We start from the raw sequence: 17280 nt of genomic DNA, 5'->3' as shown, positions 1-17280 counted from the left end.
CGATTAGCTCGGGAGCCAGGATTCCGCTAAAGTCTCACTCGTCGGAACGGCCCAACAGCCGCGAAGACAAGCCCCGCTGACTGGGAGTCAGGCCCGAAAGGATCTGATAGAGTCGGAACCGCCGGAAAGGGAAACGTGAAAAGCCGAAAGGCCGGAGCGGAAACCTGAAAGGCACCGAGGAAATCGGACACGAAAGAGTCTGATAGAGTCGGAAACGCAAGACCGAAGGGAAACTGCCCGGAGGAAAGCCTGAGAGAGTATCTCGGGTGAGTACAAAGGAAGCGTCCGTTCCTTGAGAACTCAACAGCGTGCCAAAAGTCAACGCCAGATTGACAACCCCGGCCCACCTTTGGTGGGTTGGAGGTTCCTTTGAAAAAGTCCTCACTCCCACACCGGGGTGAGGCGCACTAGCGAGGACGCAGTGAATCGTGGGGATTATTCCTCCCGACGGTTCCGCTCTCGTGGTGTTCACCGGGATATCCCGGAAACATTCACGGAGAGTTTGATCCTGGCTCAGGACGAACGCTGGCGGCGTGCTTAACACATGCAAGTCGAACGATGAAGCCCTTCGGGGTGGATTAGTGGCGAACGGGTGAGTAACACGTGGGCAATCTGCCCTGCACTCTGGGACAAGCCCTGGAAACGGGGTCTAATACCGGATGACACCCCCTCTCGCATGGGAGGGGGTTGAAAGCTCCGGCGGTGCAGGATGAGCCCGCGGCCTATCAGCTTGTTGGTGAGGTAGAAGCTCACCAAGGCGACGACGGGTAGCCGGCCTGAGAGGGCGACCGGCCACACTGGGACTGAGACACGGCCCAGACTCCTACGGGAGGCAGCAGTGGGGAATATTGCACAATGGGCGAAAGCCTGATGCAGCGACGCCGCGTGAGGGATGACGGCCTTCGGGTTGTAAACCTCTTTCAGCAGGGAAGAAGCGAAAGTGACGGTACCTGCAGAAGAAGCGCCGGCTAACTACGTGCCAGCAGCCGCGGTAATACGTAGGGCGCAAGCGTTGTCCGGAATTATTGGGCGTAAAGAGCTCGTAGGCGGCTTGTCACGTCGGTTGTGAAAGCCCGGGGCTTAACCCCGGGTCTGCAGTCGATACGGGCAGGCTAGAGTGTGGTAGGGGAGATCGGAATTCCTGGTGTAGCGGTGAAATGCGCAGATATCAGGAGGAACACCGGTGGCGAAGGCGGATCTCTGGGCCATTACTGACGCTGAGGAGCGAAAGCGTGGGGAGCGAACAGGATTAGATACCCTGGTAGTCCACGCCGTAAACGGTGGGAACTAGGTGTTGGCGACATTCCACGTCGTCGGTGCCGCAGCTAACGCATTAAGTTCCCCGCCTGGGGAGTACGGCCGCAAGGCTAAAACTCAAAGGAATTGACGGGGGCCCGCACAAGCAGCGGAGCATGTGGCTTAATTCGACGCAACGCGAAGAACCTTACCAAGGCTTGACATATACCGGAAAGCATCAGAGATGGTGCCCCCCTTGTGGTCGGTATACAGGTGGTGCATGGCTGTCGTCAGCTCGTGTCGTGAGATGTTGGGTTAAGTCCCGCAACGAGCGCAACCCTTGTTCTGTGTTGCCAGCATGCCCTTCGGGGTGATGGGGACTCACAGGAGACTGCCGGGGTCAACTCGGAGGAAGGTGGGGACGACGTCAAGTCATCATGCCCCTTATGTCTTGGGCTGCACACGTGCTACAATGGCAGGTACAATGAGCTGCGATGCCGTGAGGCGGAGCGAATCTCAAAAAGCCTGTCTCAGTTCGGATTGGGGTCTGCAACTCGACCCCATGAAGTCGGAGTTGCTAGTAATCGCAGATCAGCATTGCTGCGGTGAATACGTTCCCGGGCCTTGTACACACCGCCCGTCACGTCACGAAAGTCGGTAACACCCGAAGCCGGTGGCCCAACCCCCTTGTGGGGAGGGAGCTGTCGAAGGTGGGACTGGCGATTGGGACGAAGTCGTAACAAGGTAGCCGTACCGGAAGGTGCGGCTGGATCACCTCCTTTCTAAGGAGCACTTTGGCTGCCGGGTTTCACCTGGTGGTCCAAGAGCCATTTCGTCGGCAAATGTCCGGCGGTGGTTGCTCAAGGGTGGAACGTTGACTATTCGACCGGGTTCACGGGTCGGAGGCTGTGAGTACTGCTCTTCGGGGCGTGGAAAGCATGATCTCCGGGCGGAACCGGGTCGGGCACGCTGTTGGGTATCTGAAGGTACGGCCGATTGGTCGCCTTCAGTGCCGGCCCCAGTGCACTCGAATCTGTTGGTTCGGGGTGATGGGTGGTTGGTCGTTGTTTGAGAACTGCACAGTGGACGCGAGCATCTGTGGCCAAGTTTTTAAGGGCGCACGGTGGATGCCTTGGCACCAGGAACCGATGAAGGACGTGGGAGGCCACGATAGTCCCCGGGGAGCCGTCAACCAGGCTTTGATCCGGGGGTTTCCGAATGGGGAAACCCGGCAGTCGTCATGGGCTGTCACCCATACCTGAACACATAGGGTATGTGGAGGGAACGCGGGGAAGTGAAACATCTCAGTACCCGCAGGAAGAGAAAACAACCGTGATTCCGGGAGTAGTGGCGAGCGAAACTGGATGAGGCCAAACCATATGCGTGTGATACCCGGCAGGGGTTGCGCATGTGGGGTTGTGGGATCTCTCTTTCACAGTCTGCCGGCTGTGAGACGAGTCAGAAACCGTTGATGTAGGCGAAGGACATGCGAAAGGTCCGGCGTAGAGGGTAAGACCCCCGTAGTCGAAACATCAGCGGCTCGTTTGAGAGACACCCAAGTAGCACGGGGCCCGAGAAATCCCGTGTGAATCTGGCGGGACCACCCGCTAAGCCTAAATATTCCCTGGTGACCGATAGCGGATAGTACCGTGAGGGAATGGTGAAAAGTACCGCGGGAGCGGAGTGAAATAGTACCTGAAACCGTGTGCCTACAAGCCGTGGGAGCGTCGCGCAAGGAACTTGTTCCTTGCGTCGTGACTGCGTGCCTTTTGAAGAATGAGCCTGCGAGTTTGCGGTGCGTTGCGAGGTTAACCCGTGTGGGGAAGCCGTAGCGAAAGCGAGTCCGAATAGGGCGATTCAGTAGCGCGCTCAAGACCCGAAGCGGAGTGATCTAGCCATGGGCAGGTTGAAGCGGAGGTAAGACTTCGTGGAGGACCGAACCCACCAGGGTTGAAAACCTGGGGGATGACCTGTGGTTAGGGGTGAAAGGCCAATCAAACTCCGTGATAGCTGGTTCTCCCCGAAATGCATTTAGGTGCAGCGTCGTGTGTTTCTTGCCGGAGGTAGAGCACTGGATAGGCGATGGGCCCTACCGGGTTACTGACCTTAGCCAAACTCCGAATGCCGGTAAGTGAGAGCACGGCAGTGAGACTGTGGGGGATAAGCTCCATGGTCGAGAGGGAAACAGCCCAGAGCATCGACTAAGGCCCCTAAGCGTACGCTAAGTGGGAAAGGATGTGGAGTCGCACAGACAACCAGGAGGTTGGCTTAGAAGCAGCCACCCTTGAAAGAGTGCGTAATAGCTCACTGGTCTAGTGATTCCGCGCCGACAATGTAGCGGGGCTCAAGCGTACCGCCGAAGTCGTGTCATTCCAGCATGTAGGGCCAACGCCCGCTGGGATGGGTAGGGGAGCGTCGTGTGCCGGGTGAAGCAGCCGCGGAAGCGAGTTGTGGACGGTTCACGAGTGAGAATGCAGGCATGAGTAGCGATACACACGTGAGAAACGTGTGCGCCGATTGACTAAGGGTTCCTGGGTCAAGCTGATCTGCCCAGGGTAAGTCGGGACCTAAGGCGAGGCCGACAGGCGTAGTCGATGGATAACCGGTTGATATTCCGGTACCCGCTGTGAAGCGTCAAACATTGAATCAGGCGATGCTAAGTCCGTGAAGCCGTTCCGGACCCTTCGGGGAAAGGAAAGTGGTGGAGCCGACGGACCAGACTTGTAGTAGGTGAGTGATGGGGTGACGCAGGAAGGTAGTCCAGCCCGGGCGGTGGTTGTCCCGGGGTAAGGGTGTAGGCCGTGTGATAGGTAAATCCGTCACACATTAAGGCTGAGACCTGATGCCGAGCCGATTGTGGTGAAGTGGATGATCCTATGCTGTCGAGAAAAGCCTCTAGCGAGTTTCATGGCGGCCCGTACCCTAAACCGACTCAGGTGGTCAGGTAGAGAATACCGAGGCGTTCGGGTGAACTATGGTTAAGGAACTCGGCAAAATGCCCCCGTAACTTCGGGAGAAGGGGGGCCATCACTGGTGAGAGGACTTGCTCCTCGAGCTGGGGGTGGCCGCAGAGACCAGCGAGAAGCGACTGTTTACTAAAAACACAGGTCCGTGCGAAGCCGTAAGGCGATGTATACGGACTGACGCCTGCCCGGTGCTGGAACGTTAAGGGGACCGGTTAGTGCACTTTCGGGTGTGCGAAGCTGAGAACTTAAGCGCCAGTAAACGGCGGTGGTAACTATAACCATCCTAAGGTAGCGAAATTCCTTGTCGGGTAAGTTCCGACCTGCACGAATGGCGTAACGACTTCTCGACTGTCTCAACCATAGGCCCGGTGAAATTGCACTACGAGTAAAGATGCTCGTTTCGCGCAGCAGGACGGAAAGACCCCGGGACCTTTACTACAGTTTGATATTGGTGTTCGGTTCGGCTTGTGTAGGATAGGTGGGAGACTTTGAACTCTGGACGCCAGTTCAGGGGGAGTCGTCGTTGAAATACCACTCTGGTCGTGCTGGATGTCTAACCTGGGTCCGTGATCCGGATCAGGGACAGTGTCTGATGGGTAGTTTAACTGGGGCGGTTGCCTCCTAAAGAGTAACGGAGGCGCCCAAAGGTTCCCTCAGCCTGGTTGGTAATCAGGTGTTGAGTGTAAGTGCACAAGGGAGCTTGACTGTGAGACCGACGGGTCGAGCAGGGACGAAAGTCGGGACTAGTGATCCGGCGGTGGCTTGTGGAAGCGCCGTCGCTCAACGGATAAAAGGTACCCCGGGGATAACAGGCTGATCTTCCCCAAGAGTCCATATCGACGGGATGGTTTGGCACCTCGATGTCGGCTCGTCGCATCCTGGGGCTGGAGTCGGTCCCAAGGGTTGGGCTGTTCGCCCATTAAAGCGGTACGCGAGCTGGGTTTAGAACGTCGTGAGACAGTTCGGTCCCTATCCGCTGCGCGCGCAGGAATATTGAGAAGGGCTGTCCCTAGTACGAGAGGACCGGGACGGACGAACCTCTGGTGTGCCAGTTGTCCTGCCAAGGGCATGGCTGGTTGGCTACGTTCGGAAAGGATAACCGCTGAAAGCATCTAAGCGGGAAGCCTGCTTCGAGATGAGTATTCCCACCCCCTTGAGGGGTTAAGGCTCCCAGTAGACGACTGGGTTGATAGGCCAGATCTGGAAGCCCGGTAACGGGTGGAGGTGACTGGTACTAATAGGCCGAGGGCTTGTCCTCAGTTGCTCGCGTCCACTGTGTTGGTTCTGAAACCACGAACAACCCCACGTTTGTCACAGAGCGTGGTGCGGTTGACAGTTTCATAGTGTTTCGGTGGTCATAGCGTGAGGGAAACGCCCGGTTACATTCCGAACCCGGAAGCTAAGCCTCACAGCGCCGATGGTACTGCAGGGGGGACCCTGTGGGAGAGTAGGACGCCGCCGAACTATTTTTGAAGAAAACCCCCGTAACGGATGAGAATCCTGTTACGGGGGTTTTCTGCGTTTAGGGTCGAGCTATGCGATACGACCTGGTCATTTTCGACAACGACGGTGTTCTCGTCGACAGCGAGCCGATCTCCAACAAGCTTCTCGCCGGCTATCTCACCGAACTCGGGCACCCCACCTCGTACGAGGAATCCCTCAGGGAGTACATGGGTTCTGCCATGCACCGCGTGCACGACCTTGTCGAGGAGCGCGCCGGGCAACGGCTGCCCGAGGACTTCGACGATGTTTTTCACGGGCGGGTATTCGCCGCTTTCGAGCGGGAGCTGGAGCCCGTGCCCGGGGCCGTGGAGGTCGTGGAGAAGCTGGCCGTCGATGGAGTGCCGTACTGCGTGGCCTCCTCGGGGAGTCACGAGCGGATCCGCGTCGGGCATCGCAAGACCGGGCACGACAAGTGGTTCGACGACGGCCGCATCTTCAGTTCGCAGGATGTCGGGCGGGGGAAGCCGGCGCCGGATCTCTTCCTGTACGCGGCCCGGCGCATGGGTGTGGCGCCGGAGAGGTGCGCGGTCGTGGAGGACAGTCCGCTCGGCGTCCAGGCCGCCGTGGCCGCCGGGATGGACGTGTACGGGTTCACGGCCATGACGCCCGCGAGCCGGTTGAGCGCGGCCACCGAACTCTTCGGCGACATGCGGGAGTTGCCTGACCTGCTCGCATGACATCTCCGTACGAGGCGCCCTGACATTTGTCATCGCGAGCTCCGGACGATCGTTTCTGTTGGGCGGAGAGGGTTCTCCACGAAGCTGAGTACATCGAGAACGGGACGTACACAGTGACGACGGAGGAACCCGATCATGAGCCAGCTCGTTGTACAGACACCGGTCAAGTCCGCTGACGTGGCTGACGCCCCGCAGAGCGACCGTGCGGCCCTCCTGGGGAGTCTCAAGCCGCTGGTCGTGGACGTGGTCGTGCCGATGGCCTCGTACTACGTGCTGAGCAAGGGGTTCGGCATGAGCACGCTGGCCGCCCTGGGATGGAGCAGCGTGCTGCCGGCGCTGCGGACCGTGTGGGGGGTGCTGCGGGATCGGCGGCTCAATGTGCTGGCCGGAGTCATCCTCGTCGTCAACATGGTGGGGCTGCTGCTGAGCACGGTGACGGGCGATCCCCGGCTGATGCTCGCCAAGGACAGTGGGATCAGCAGTGTCGTCGGCATCTCGATGCTGGTGTCGGTCGTGGCCGGCAAGCCGCTTCTCACGTCCGCGCTGAAGCCCTTCGTCACCAAGGGGGATGCCGGGCGGACCGCGGCCTGGGAGCGTCTGTCGGCGGGGTCGGGCCGCTTCGTGCGGGCCGAGCGGGTGTTCACGGCGGTGTGGGGTCTGGCGCTGGTCACGGAGTGCGTGGTGCGGATCGTGGGGGCGTACACGCTGCCGGTCGACACGATGGTCTGGCTGGGCAATGTGATCATGGCGGGCGCCGTGGTCCTGGCCGTCCGGTTCGGCGGGCGTCTGGCCGTGGGGCCGATGGAGCGGATGGTCGAGGACGAGCTGGCGAGTGGCCGGGCCCAGGTGGAGCGCGTCGCCTGACACGGCTCCGGTACGTACGCAGCGCACACCCTCTTCCCGGTCGCCCGATGACGGCGGCCGGGAACTTTCGTTCGAGATGCATCGAGATCCATCTACCCACGGGTAGCTCTGGGGCATACGCTGTGCGGCCATGACAGAAGTGCTGCGGCGTGGCAGAGGCTCGCTGGCGTTCAGTTTCTTGGTGCAGGGCGCCGCGTTCGCGCTCCTGGTGACTCGAATACCAGCTATCCAGGATCAGTACGGCATATCGGATGGGCTGTTGCCCGTCTTTCTCGCTGCGGTGCCGATCCTCGCCGGCGTCGGGAGCGTGTGTACCGAGAAGTTGGTCAAGCGGGTGCGGCCCAGCCGGGTCCTGCGGTGGTCGCAGCCGGTTGTGCTGCTGGCTCTGCTAGGGGTCGGGGCGGGGGGCTCGCTGTGGCAAGCGGCCCTGGCGCTGGGGGCGTTCGGGCTCGCGGTGGGTGCGCTGGACGCGTCCATGAACATGCTCGGGGTGAGCCTGCAGAGGGCGTACGGGCGCAGCATCATGCTCGGGTTTCATGCGGCGTACAGCCTGGGCGGGATCGTGGGGGCATCGCTCGCGTGGGTGGGTGCGCACTGGGAGCTCTCGCTGTTCGTGTCGTATCTGCCGGTGGTCGTGCTGCTGTTGCCGGCGGCATTCGTGGGGAGTCGCTGGTACGTCGACGGGGAGAGCGGCGCCGGTGAGGGTGTTCAGGGCGCCTCGGGTGGCCCGGTGGTGTTCAAGCTGCTGTTGCCGCTGTGTCTGGTGATGACCTTCGCGTACATCGGGGATTCGACAGTCTCCAACTGGAGTGCGAAGTACCTCCAGGACGTGCTGGGCAGTTCGGAGCAGCTGTCGACGGTTCCGTACAACGTCTACATGGTCATGACGCTGGTGGGGCGGGCGCTCGGGGATCTCGGGGTGCGGCGGTTCGGGGCGGTCGTGGTGGTGCGGTTCGGGGCCGTGGTGGCGGCGCTCGGGTTCGCTGTCGTGGCGGTGGCGCCGGGGCCCTGGGTGGGGATGCTCGGGTTCACGCTGCTGGGGCTCGGGCTGTGCGTGATCGTGCCGCAGACGTTCGCCGCTGCGGGCAGGCTCTTTCCGAACGCTTCGGATTCGGCGATTGCCCGGCTGAATGTCTTCAACTATGTGGGATTTCTGATCGGTTCGCCGCTTGTGGGCGCTCTGGGCGATGCGTGGAACTACCGGGGGGCGATGCTCGTTCCCATGGTGTTGGTGCTCGTGACACTCGTGTACGCCCGGTCCTTCGCCCCTGCAGCGGACCGATACGGTGACGGGCATGAGCGGCCGCGCACAGCTGATGTGGGACGAGGCAGTAACGGGCTATGACTTCGGACCGGATCACCCGATGGATCCGGTCCGGCTGGCCCTGACGAGAAGTCTCGTCGGGGCTCTTGGGCTCGATCGTGAGGTGGACGTCGTCGCCGCCAAGCGGGCGGGTGAGTCGACGCTGCGGCTTGTGCACCGCGAGGACTATGTGGAGGCGGTCAAGGCCGCGTCCGCCGATCCGGCTTCGGCGGACGGGGCCTATGGGCTGGGGACGGTCGACGATCCGGCCTTCGCCGGTATGCACGATGTGTCGGCGCTGATCGCCGGGCAGTCCGTGGGTGCGGCGGAGGCCGTGTGGCGGGGTGAGGCGCTGCACGCGGTGAACTTCGCGGGCGGGCTGCACCATGCGATGCCCGGGGGTGCTTCCGGGTTCTGCATCTACAACGACGCGGCGCTGGCCATCGCTCGTCTCCTCGAGCTGGGAGCCGAGCGGGTCGCGTACGTGGATGTGGACGTGCACCACGGGGACGGGGTGCAGGCGGCGTTCTGGGAGGACCCGCGGGTGCTCACCATTTCGCTGCACGAGCATCCGCGGACGCTGTTTCCGCAGACCGGGTGGCCCGAGGAGACGGGGGCCGACGGTCCGGCGGAGGGGGCGGCGGTCAATGTGGCGTTGCCGGCGGGGACCGGGGACGCGGGATGGCTGCGGGCTTTTCACGCCGTCGTGCCCGAGTTGCTGGCGGAGTTCAGGCCGCAGGTCCTGGTGACGCAGCACGGGGCCGATACGCACTTCGAGGATCCGCTGGCGCACTTGGCGGTGTCGCTCGACGCGCAGCGCGCCGTGCAGGTCGCCTGTCATGAGCTGGCGCACGAGCATGCGGACGGGCGGTGGGTCGCGCTGGGCGGTGGCGGGTACGCCGTGGTGGACGTGGTGCCGCGGTCCTGGTCGCATCTGGTGGGGATTGCAGCCGGGCACGAGGTCGCGCCCGAGGCGGTGATTCCGGAGAGCTGGCGGCAGGAAGTGTTCGCCAGGACGCGGCAGTTGGCTCCCACGCGGATGACGGACGGGCGGTGGCCGGTCTCGTACAACGAGTGGGAGTCGGGGTACGACCCGGCGGACCGGCTCGACCAGGCGGTTCTGGCGACTCGGCGTGCGGTGTTCCCGCTGCGCGGTCTGTTGCCGTAGCGGTGTGGGGGCGGGCGGCCCGTGAGGATACGGGGCGTTACGCCAAGTGTGGGGTGTTTTCGGGGTTTTAGGGGTGGCAGGGACCCCAATGCGCCAGCATCACACGGGTGTTGAGCACCGGAGCGCTGCGTGCGCATCTGCTGGCCGCCCATCTGGCCGGGCCCGTTGCGACTTCCCGTGAGGTGAGTCTGCGCAGCTATCGGCTCTTCGCGGCCAGGGATCCCCGGATACTTCTGGGCCTCGACCCGGAGTGGAGCTGGGGGCAGCGGGATCTGCTCGCGCTGATGGCCGACAAGTGCGGGGTGTCGGGCGATCCGGGGGACACCTCGGGGTTCGACGTGATCGATCCGGAGCGGACGCTGGCCGCGCTCGACGCGTTCGCGAAGCGGCTCGGTGAGGCCGCGCGGGGTCGTGTCCCGGTGCTGTTCGGGACGGGGCACCCGCATCGACTCCTCGGTTTCTACGCCGCGTTGGCGGACGCCTTGTCGGCGGCGGGATGCCTCGTCCTCACCCCCGCGCAGGGTGAGAGTGTCGACATAACGACCCGGTTCGGCCTACGCACGTACGACCTCGACTACGTCCATGGAGTCGCGCTGGTGCGGGAACCCGGCGCGCGTGAGCCGGGGAGTGAGACCGGCGCACACACCCACTCGCCTCTCCCGGTTCGCACGGTGCTCGCGGCCGCCGCGCAGGCCGGCGGGCCGCTGCCGGAGCTGGTCGTGGGTGACCACGGATGGGTCTGCGGCGCAGGTCAGTTGGGGTTCGATGCCATCGGGCTCGCGGATACGGATGATCCCGCACTGTTCGTGGGGGAGGCCGAGGGGCAGGTGTCCGTAGCCGTTCCGCTTGATGACGCTGTGCGGTCTGATTACTACCGACCGCTTACTCGCTATGTACTCAATCGAGCGTGTCTGTCACAGTAGGCGGCCATCCGCTGCTCCTCTTCCCCACTCGCACCACACGCCCCTAGTCTGGGGAGTGAGCACGCAACGACGTTGAGTCACCGGAAGGGGAAGCCGGTGGCCGTCGAGTGCGGAAGGTTCAGGTGTGTCATGGCTGCTGGTGAGAGTAGGCCTCTGAACGAGGTGCAGTTCCTGACCGTGGCGGAAGTCGCCTCGGTGATGCGAGTCTCGAAGATGACCGTGTACCGGCTGGTGCACAGTGGTCATCTGCCCGCGATCCGGGTCGGAAGGTCTTTCCGAGTCCCGGAACAAGCGGTTCACGAGTACCTCCGCGAGTCCTACGTGGGGGTGGAGACAGCCTGACGGCATCCTCCGGGATCCCTCGATTACAGGCTCAGCGCTGGGCCGGGTAGGCTAGGCCGACGTAGGTCGTGTGGGCCCAGACGCCCCGCACCGAGTGAAGAGAAGTGAGCGAGGGTAGTCGTGGGCTCTGTTATCAAGAAGCGGCGTAAGCGGATGGCCAAGAAGAAGCACCGCAAGCTGCTGAAGCGCACCCGCGTGCAGCGTCGCAACAAGAAGTAAGGCGACCGCTGCAACAAGCGCGCTCTGTGGCCCCTCCACCGTCCGGTGGAGGGGCCACAGTCGTTCCACGGGCCTTATGAGGCCGGTTTCGCGGTGTTGTGTGGGAACGTAGGGCCACGTCCCGGCGACCTCGGTCTGTACGTACGTCTGTGGCTGTCGTCACTTCCTGCATCGCGCGGTCATCACAGCGCAACATCGACCCGCTAACGTGGCGGCGAGAGCCAGGCGGTGCGGAACTGGGGCGCGGCAAGGCTGCGACGGAAGGTAGGCGCTGATCTTGGGCAAGGTCGTGCTCGTGACCGGGGTGGCCCGGCAGCTCGGGGGCCGTTTCGTACGACGCATCCAGCGTGATCCCGAGGTGGACCGGGTGATCGCTGTGGACGCGGTGGCGCCCGCGCATCACCTGGGGGGCGCCGACTTCCTCCAGGCGGACATACGGCAGCCGGCGATCGCCCGGGTGCTCGCGGAGCACTCCGTCGACACGGTCGTCCACCTGGACGTCACGGGCACCCCGCTGGCCAGCGGCGGCCGGGGCTCCGTCAAGGAGACCAACGTCATCGGCACGATGCAGCTGCTCGGGGCGTGCCAGAAGTCGCCGGCGGTCAAGCGGCTCGTGGTGAAGTCCAGTACGAACGTGTACGGGTCCGCGCCGCGCGACCCGGCCGTGTTCACCGAGACGACGCCGCCCAAGTCGCTGCCCAGCGGCGGCTTCGCCAAGGACACCGTCGAGGTCGAGGGGTACGTGCGCGGGTTCGCCCGGCGCAGGCCCGACGTCGCGGTGTGCGTGCTGCGGTTCGCGAACATCCTGGGTCCCGCCGCGGATTCGCCGCTCGCCGAGTACTTCTCGCTGCCGGTCCTGCCGACCGTCCTCGGCTATGACCCGCGGCTGCAGTTCGTGCACGAGGACGATGTCATCGAGGTGCTGCGGATCGCGTCGCACGAGCCGGCGCGGGGGACGCTCAACAGCGGCACGTTCAACATCGCCGGTGACGGCGTGCTGCTCCTGTCGCAGTGCTCGCGCCGGCTCGGGCGGCCGACGGTGCCGGTGTTCCTGCCGGCCGTGACCTGGGTGGGATCGGCCCTGCGTACGCTGGGCGCGACGGACTTCTCGCCCGAGCAGATCAGGCTGCTCACGCATGGGCGGGTCGTGTCGACGGCCCAGATGCACGAGACACTGGGCTATCGGCCTGAGTACACGACGGCGGAGACCTTCGCGGAGTTCGCCCGTGGCCGCGGCCCCGGACTACTGCCGCCGGAGGCCCTCGCGGGGGCCGTCGACCGGATCGCCTCGCTGCCCTTCCTGGGCGGCGGCCACCCCCAGAGCGCCAGCTGAGGAGCGCATCAACGATGGCGGATGCCAAGGTCATTCCGTTCGACGACGACCGGTCGCGGACCGGCGCCGGCAAGGTGGTTCCGCGCCGCCGTGGCGCGAGCGGCCGGCGCAAGGGCGAGTCCGCGGCCGTACGTGAGGTCGCTCCGCTGCCCGAGCAGCAGGACCGCGAGCCGTCACCGCCCACCGCCGCGCGGGAGCCGGATCCGCGGGAGCGGACGCAGGCCGGTGGCGGCCTGGACCGGCGCGTCGCGGGCGGCCTCGCGTTCCTGCGGCGGCGTCTGACGGGCGATTACGACGTCGACGAGTTCGGCTACGACAAGGAACTCACCGACCAGGTGCTGATGTCCCTGGTGCGGCCCCTGTACGAGAAGTACTTCCGGGTCGAGGTGAAGGGCGTCGAGAACATCCCGGCGGACGGCGGTGCGCTGATCGTCGCCAATCACTCGGGGACGCTGCCGCTGGACGGCGTGATGATGCAGGTCGCCGTGCACGACAACCATCCGCAGAACCGGCATCTGCGGCTCCTGGCCGCGGACCTCGTGTTCATGCTGCCGGTGGTCAACGAGCTGGCGCGCAAGGCCGGCCACACGCTGGCCTGTGCGGAGGATGCGCAGCGGCTTCTGGAGCGGGGCGAGTTGGTCGGCGTGATGCCGGAGGGGTTCAAGGGCATCGGCAAGCCGTTCAGCGAGCGGTACAAGCTCCAGCGGTTCGGACGTGGCGGCTTCGTCTCGACGGCGCTGAAGGCAGGCACACCGATCGTGCCGTGCTCGATCGTCGGGGCGGAGGAGATCTACCCGATGATCGGCAACGCGAAGACCCTGGCGCGGCTCCTTGGCTTCCCGTACTTCCCGATCACGCCGACGTTCCCGTGGCTCGGCCCGTTGGGTGCGGTGCCGTTGCCGACGAAGTGGACGATCCAGTTCGGCGAGCCGATCCCGACGGACGGCTTCCCGCCGGAGGCGGCCGAGGATCCGATGTTGATGTTCAACCTGACGGATCAGGTGAGGGAGCAGATCCAGCACACGCTGTACAAGCTGCTGGTGCAGCGGAGGTCTGTGTTCTTCTGAAGCCGGCCGCGGCCCGGGGGAAGTTCCCGTAGGGACATACGGCATGGGGACATACGTGAAAGGGGGCAGTCACCGGATTTCGGTGGCCGCCCCCTTTCACGTAACACGTGACGGAGTGACTAGTCCGCGTCCTCGCTGTCGATTCCCAGGCCGGGCAGCAGGCCTGGGAGGAGGGGCGGGAGGGTGACGTCGGGCTTCGGGGTGGTGTGTCTGCCTTCGGACGGGGTGGGACTGGTGTCGTCCTTGGGCGGGTCAAGGAGGCCGCCGGTGGTGTCGCCGAGGAGGCCGTCGTCGTGGGTTCCGGAGGAGGACGGGCGGGGTTTGCCCGAGCTGTCCTGGTGGCCGTGCGAGCTTCCGCCGGCCGTCGGGGTGGAGCGGTCGTCGCCGGAGGAGCCGGGCGTCCTGTCGTGGACGCTGGGCTGTCCGCCGGTGCGGCCGTCCTTTTCGGGGGCCTGCGGGAGCAGGGACCGCAGCGGGTCGACCTCTTGGTCTATGGCGTCGAAGACCGAGCTGACCTGTGCGCCCACGTCGCCGAGTTGTACGGGCAGGCGGTGGCGCAGCGCGTCCCAGTTCTCGCGGTGGGACCGGGTGAACGACGACAGGGCCTGGATGGGGCCGAGCGAGCCGTCCCTGCGGTAGGCCTCGAGGAGGAGGCGGTGGCCCTCGGAGGCGTCGTACTGGACGCCGGAGAGCGTGCGCCTGACTTCGCCGAGGGATTCGTGGTCGAGCTGTCCGCTGCGGCCGCGCTCCATGAGCCGGCGCGCTTCGCTCAGGCGGGTGGAGGCCTGGTCGAGATAGATCCGGCCGCGGTCGGAGTCGCCGTCGGCCATGCCGAGTTTCAGGTCCTCCATCCCGCGTTTCAGTCCGTAGAGGTGGTCACCGGGGAGGGCGTCGGAGCTGGCAGCGGCGACGCCGCCGAAGGCTCCCGCGGCGACACCGACGGTGAGGCCGCCGGCCGCGATGCCCTTGGACAGGCGTGAGCGGGGTCGCAACTTCCGCAGTGGGCTCGCCCGGTGAGCGCCCTTGCGCGCGCGCTGCTCGGGCACGGAAGGGCCTGGGCCCGCACCCCCCGCAGCTGTGCCTTCGAGCAGCATGGCCTCCATGGCGGCCACGAGCTGGGCTCGTTGAACCACCTTGACCTCGGGGTCAAGCTCAGGCTTGGGCAGCTCGTCCAGTCCGGTCGCCAGAGCCAACAGCTTGCCCTGCTCGCCTTGTTCGGCGGGGGGCTCTTCTTGCTGTACGGCCGCAGCTTCCCGGTCGGACTGCTCCTCCAGGGCCTGGGCGAAGGCGTTCGCCCGCCGGTGTGCCGATACGTTCGCGATCACTGGCGGCACCTCCTCTCGTCATGACGGTCGACTCCCCAGGGGGTCCTGAGGGTTGCACACCCTGAGCGCTTCCACACGATCGAGTGAGTGGAAGCAGTCGGGGAGTGACCACAGGGAGCCTGCATCCCGCATAACGAGCGACGCGGCACTTGGGTTACGGACGGCGGATGATCGGACCGCGATCCCATCTGCCCCTCACAGAAGGTGAGTTGACGGCTACAGAGCGACGCGTCTGGTGGGGTGGGCCCCACCGGTCGCTAACGGGCGTCGTCCGGGAGCAGGCGCGCCAGGGTGCGTACGGCGCGGTACTGGAGCGTCTTGATCGCGCCCTCGTTCTTGCCCATGACCTTGGCGGTCTCGGCGACCGAGAGGCCCTGCAGGAAGCGCAGGGTCACGCACTCCTGCTGCTGGGGGTTGAGCCGGTGCACCGCGTCGAGCAGGGCGGCGTTCGACAGGGACTCCAGGACGGAGTCCTCGGGGCTGCGCTCGACCTCATTCGCGTCGAGCATTTCACCTGTGGTCACTTCGAGGCGGAAACGGCTCGACTTGAAGTGGTCGGCGACCAGGTTCCGCGCGATCGTGACCAGCCAGGCGCCGAAGTCGCGCCCCTGCCAGGTGAACGTGCCGATGCGGCGCAGGGCCCGCAGGAAGGTCTCGCTGGTGAGATCCTCGGCCGTCGCCTTCCCGCCGACGCGGTAGTAGATGTAGCGGTAGACGGTGTCGCTGTACTGGTCGTAGAGACGGCCGAACGCGTCGGCCTCGCCCGCCTGGGCGCGCTCGACGAGATCCATCATGCGGGCGCTGTCGCTGTCCGCGGCGGGGCGGCGTGCGGTGGACGTACCGGCCGAACCGGAGCGGGCTCGTCTTCCGACCGTGGTGCTCCCGTCAGCCAGGGCATAGCAAGGACCGGTAGGGCCGTTCGCGGCGGGTGCCGCGACGGCGAGGGCGGGGACGGCGTACGCGGTGGGGACGAAGCCGCGCAAGCGGTCGGAGACCGTTGCGCGCAGCGTAGCCAGGCCCGAGGCGTCAACCCCGACGTGTGGGTACACGGGACTCCCAGAGGCAGAGCTTCCATCACGTGCAGTGCGGGACCGTTCACTCGTCGTGTTGACGTGTGGGTACCGGTTTGCGTCTGAGGAGAATAACGCTTCGTGCAGGGAGCGCTACACCCAGTTGCTCAAATCACCGATTACGTCGCTTCCGTAACTGAACGGAGTCGATTCAAGTACCGGAGAGTGACCGCTTGTTGATCGGATTAGGTCATGTTCCGTCTGAGCGCGGGGCGTGTTGTGGCCGAGTTGAACCAACGGGACTGGCGGGAGCCGTGCGGGGGTAAGGGGATGCGATTGGCGCTCCCGCCCGGGAGCGCCGCGGGTCAGCGGCGACGCCGGTGCAGGGCGACCGCCGCGGCCGTGCCGCCGGCCAGTGCGCCGACTCCCGCCGCGGCCGGGATGCCGACCTTCGCGGCCTTACGGCCCGTGCGGTAGTCGCGCAGTCGCCAGTCACGTTCGCGTGCGTGCTTGCGCAGTTTGGTGTCCGGATTGATCGCGTACGGATGTCCTACGAGCGACAGCATCGGGATGTCGTTGTGCGAGTCGCTGTACGCGGCGCAGCGGTTGAGGTCGAGGCCCTCGGCGGCGGCGAGGGCGCGGACGGCCTCGGCCTTCGCGGGGCCGTGCAGGGGTTCGCCGACGAGTTTGCCCGTGTAGACGCCGCCGACGGACTCGGCGACCGTGCCGAGGGCGCCGGTCAGGCCGAGGCGGCGGGCGATGATCGTCGCGGTCTCCACGGGGGCCGCGGTGACGAGCCACACCTTCTGGCCGGCGTCCAGGTGCGCCTGGGCGAGGGCGCGGGTGCCGGGCCAGATGCGCTCGGCCATGTACTCGTCGTAGATCTCCTCGCCGATGGACATCAACTCGGCGACGCGGTGGCCCTTGACGATGGACAGCGCGCTGTCGCGGGCGTCCTGCATGTGCTCGGGGTCCTCGACCCCGGCGATTCTGAACCAGGCCTGCTGCCAGCCGAACTTGACCAGCTCGCGGCGCTGGAAGAACTTCCGCTTGTAGAGGCCGCGCCCGAAGTGGAAGATCGCGGCGCCCTGCATGACGGTGTTGTCGAGGTCGAAGAAGGCGGCGGCCCTGTCGTCGCCGACGACAGGGAACTCCGTTTCCGGGGTGCCTTCGTCGGGCTGTGTCGCCTCGCCGAGCTGTTCCAGCTCCTGCGACGACTTGCGGGCGGCCTCGGCCGAGGCCTCGCCAGCCAATACGCTCCGCGCGGTGGCGGAGCGCCTACGGGGTGTGAGCCATCCGAGAGCGGCCATGTCGTGAGCATAGCCAGTTCGTTCGGTGGTTCCG

Annotated in this window: 12 protein-coding genes and 3 rRNA genes; 12 read left to right on the top strand and 3 right to left on the bottom strand. The window is 65.1% G+C overall.

All coding sequences use genetic code 11. The features are described from left to right. The first annotated feature begins 490 nt into the window (after nt 1-490). The 12 genes from OG456_RS16065 (at nt 491) to OG456_RS16010 (ending at nt 13601) form a co-directional block, all read left to right on the top strand. Nucleotides 491-2018 (top strand): 16S ribosomal RNA (locus OG456_RS16065). A 318-nt stretch (nt 2019-2336) separates the two neighbouring features. Further along, a 23S ribosomal RNA gene (locus OG456_RS16060) occupies nt 2337-5460 on the top strand. An 89-nt stretch (nt 5461-5549) separates the two neighbouring features. After that, nucleotides 5550-5666: ribosomal RNA gene (gene rrf, locus OG456_RS16055) — 5S ribosomal RNA — on the top strand. Together the 16S, 23S and 5S rRNA genes form the textbook arrangement of a ribosomal RNA operon. A gap of 71 nt (nt 5667-5737) precedes the next feature. Continuing rightward, entirely contained in the window at nt 5738-6382 is a 645-nt protein-coding gene (locus OG456_RS16050; protein ID WP_266561504.1) for an HAD family phosphatase, read from the top strand. 135 nt (nt 6383-6517) lie between these two features. Continuing rightward, nucleotides 6518-7246, top strand: coding sequence for a VC0807 family protein (locus OG456_RS16045; RefSeq protein WP_266561502.1), 729 nt, complete (start codon nt 6518-6520; stop codon nt 7244-7246). Between the two features lie 130 nt (nt 7247-7376). Continuing rightward, nucleotides 7377-8591 carry an MFS transporter gene (locus OG456_RS16040; protein WP_266561500.1) on the top strand — a complete coding sequence of 405 codons (1215 nt, stop codon included), beginning with the start codon at nt 7377-7379 and terminating at the stop codon, nt 8589-8591. Continuing rightward, entirely contained in the window at nt 8542-9717 is a 1176-nt protein-coding gene (locus tag OG456_RS16035; protein WP_266561498.1) for an acetoin utilization protein AcuC, read from the top strand. Before OG456_RS16040 ends, OG456_RS16035 begins: the two co-directional genes overlap by 50 nt. 107 nt (nt 9718-9824) lie before the next feature. Further along, on the top strand, nt 9825-10640 hold the full coding sequence (locus OG456_RS16030; protein WP_266561496.1) for a phosphatase: 816 nt from the start codon (nt 9825-9827) through the stop codon (nt 10638-10640). Between the two features lie 129 nt (nt 10641-10769). Beyond that, nucleotides 10770-10982: a helix-turn-helix domain-containing protein gene (locus OG456_RS16025; RefSeq protein WP_159032723.1), complete on the top strand. Its 213-nt coding sequence runs from the start codon at nt 10770-10772 to the stop codon at nt 10980-10982. A gap of 120 nt (nt 10983-11102) precedes the next feature. Further along, nucleotides 11103-11201 carry an AURKAIP1/COX24 domain-containing protein gene (locus tag OG456_RS16020; RefSeq protein WP_003948845.1) on the top strand — a complete coding sequence of 33 codons (99 nt, stop codon included), beginning with the start codon at nt 11103-11105 and terminating at the stop codon, nt 11199-11201. A 277-nt stretch (nt 11202-11478) separates the two neighbouring features. Continuing rightward, entirely contained in the window at nt 11479-12534 is a 1056-nt protein-coding gene (locus tag OG456_RS16015; protein ID WP_266561495.1) for an NAD-dependent epimerase/dehydratase family protein, read from the top strand. Between the two features lie 14 nt (nt 12535-12548). Then, complete coding sequence (locus OG456_RS16010; RefSeq protein WP_266561494.1) at nt 12549-13601, top strand: lysophospholipid acyltransferase family protein; 1053 nt, start codon at nt 12549-12551, stop codon at nt 13599-13601. A gap of 119 nt (nt 13602-13720) precedes the next feature. Here OG456_RS16010 and OG456_RS16005 read toward each other — a convergent pair whose 3' ends face one another. From OG456_RS16005 to OG456_RS15995, 3 genes are all read right to left on the bottom strand, one after another. Then, nucleotides 13721-14926, bottom strand: coding sequence for a DUF5667 domain-containing protein (locus tag OG456_RS16005; protein ID WP_266561492.1), 1206 nt, complete (start codon nt 14924-14926; stop codon nt 13721-13723). Between the two features lie 257 nt (nt 14927-15183). Next, nucleotides 15184-15975: an ECF subfamily RNA polymerase sigma factor, BldN family gene (locus OG456_RS16000; protein WP_100599392.1), complete on the bottom strand. Its 792-nt coding sequence runs from the start codon at nt 15973-15975 to the stop codon at nt 15184-15186. Between the two features lie 326 nt (nt 15976-16301). Then, entirely contained in the window at nt 16302-17246 is a 945-nt protein-coding gene (locus OG456_RS15995) for an HAD family phosphatase (protein ID WP_266561488.1), read from the bottom strand. Nucleotides 17247-17280: the final 34 nt, after the last annotated feature.

It is taken from the genome of Streptomyces sp. NBC_01446, assembly GCF_026340095.1.
GTDB classification, from domain to species: Bacteria; Actinomycetota; Actinomycetes; order Streptomycetales; family Streptomycetaceae; genus Streptomyces; species Streptomyces aureus.
Note: the sequence above shows the minus strand (reverse complement) of the source record. Positions and strands in the feature narration are given on the sequence as shown.

Coding starts and splice junctions, on each gene's coding strand:
- OG456_RS16050 (WP_266561504.1), top strand. CDS start 5,738: ATGCGATACGACCTGGTCATTTTCGACAACGACGGTGTTCTCGTCGAC.
- OG456_RS16045 (WP_266561502.1), top strand. CDS start 6,518: ATGAGCCAGCTCGTTGTACAGACACCGGTCAAGTCCGCTGACGTGGCT.
- OG456_RS16040 (WP_266561500.1), top strand. CDS start 7,377: ATGACAGAAGTGCTGCGGCGTGGCAGAGGCTCGCTGGCGTTCAGTTTC.
- OG456_RS16035 (WP_266561498.1), top strand. CDS start 8,542: ATGAGCGGCCGCGCACAGCTGATGTGGGACGAGGCAGTAACGGGCTAT.
- OG456_RS16025 (WP_159032723.1), top strand. CDS start 10,770: ATGGCTGCTGGTGAGAGTAGGCCTCTGAACGAGGTGCAGTTCCTGACC.
- OG456_RS16010 (WP_266561494.1), top strand. CDS start 12,549: ATGGCGGATGCCAAGGTCATTCCGTTCGACGACGACCGGTCGCGGACC.
- OG456_RS15995 (WP_266561488.1), bottom strand. CDS start 17,246: ATGGCCGCTCTCGGATGGCTCACACCCCGTAGGCGCTCCGCCACCGCG.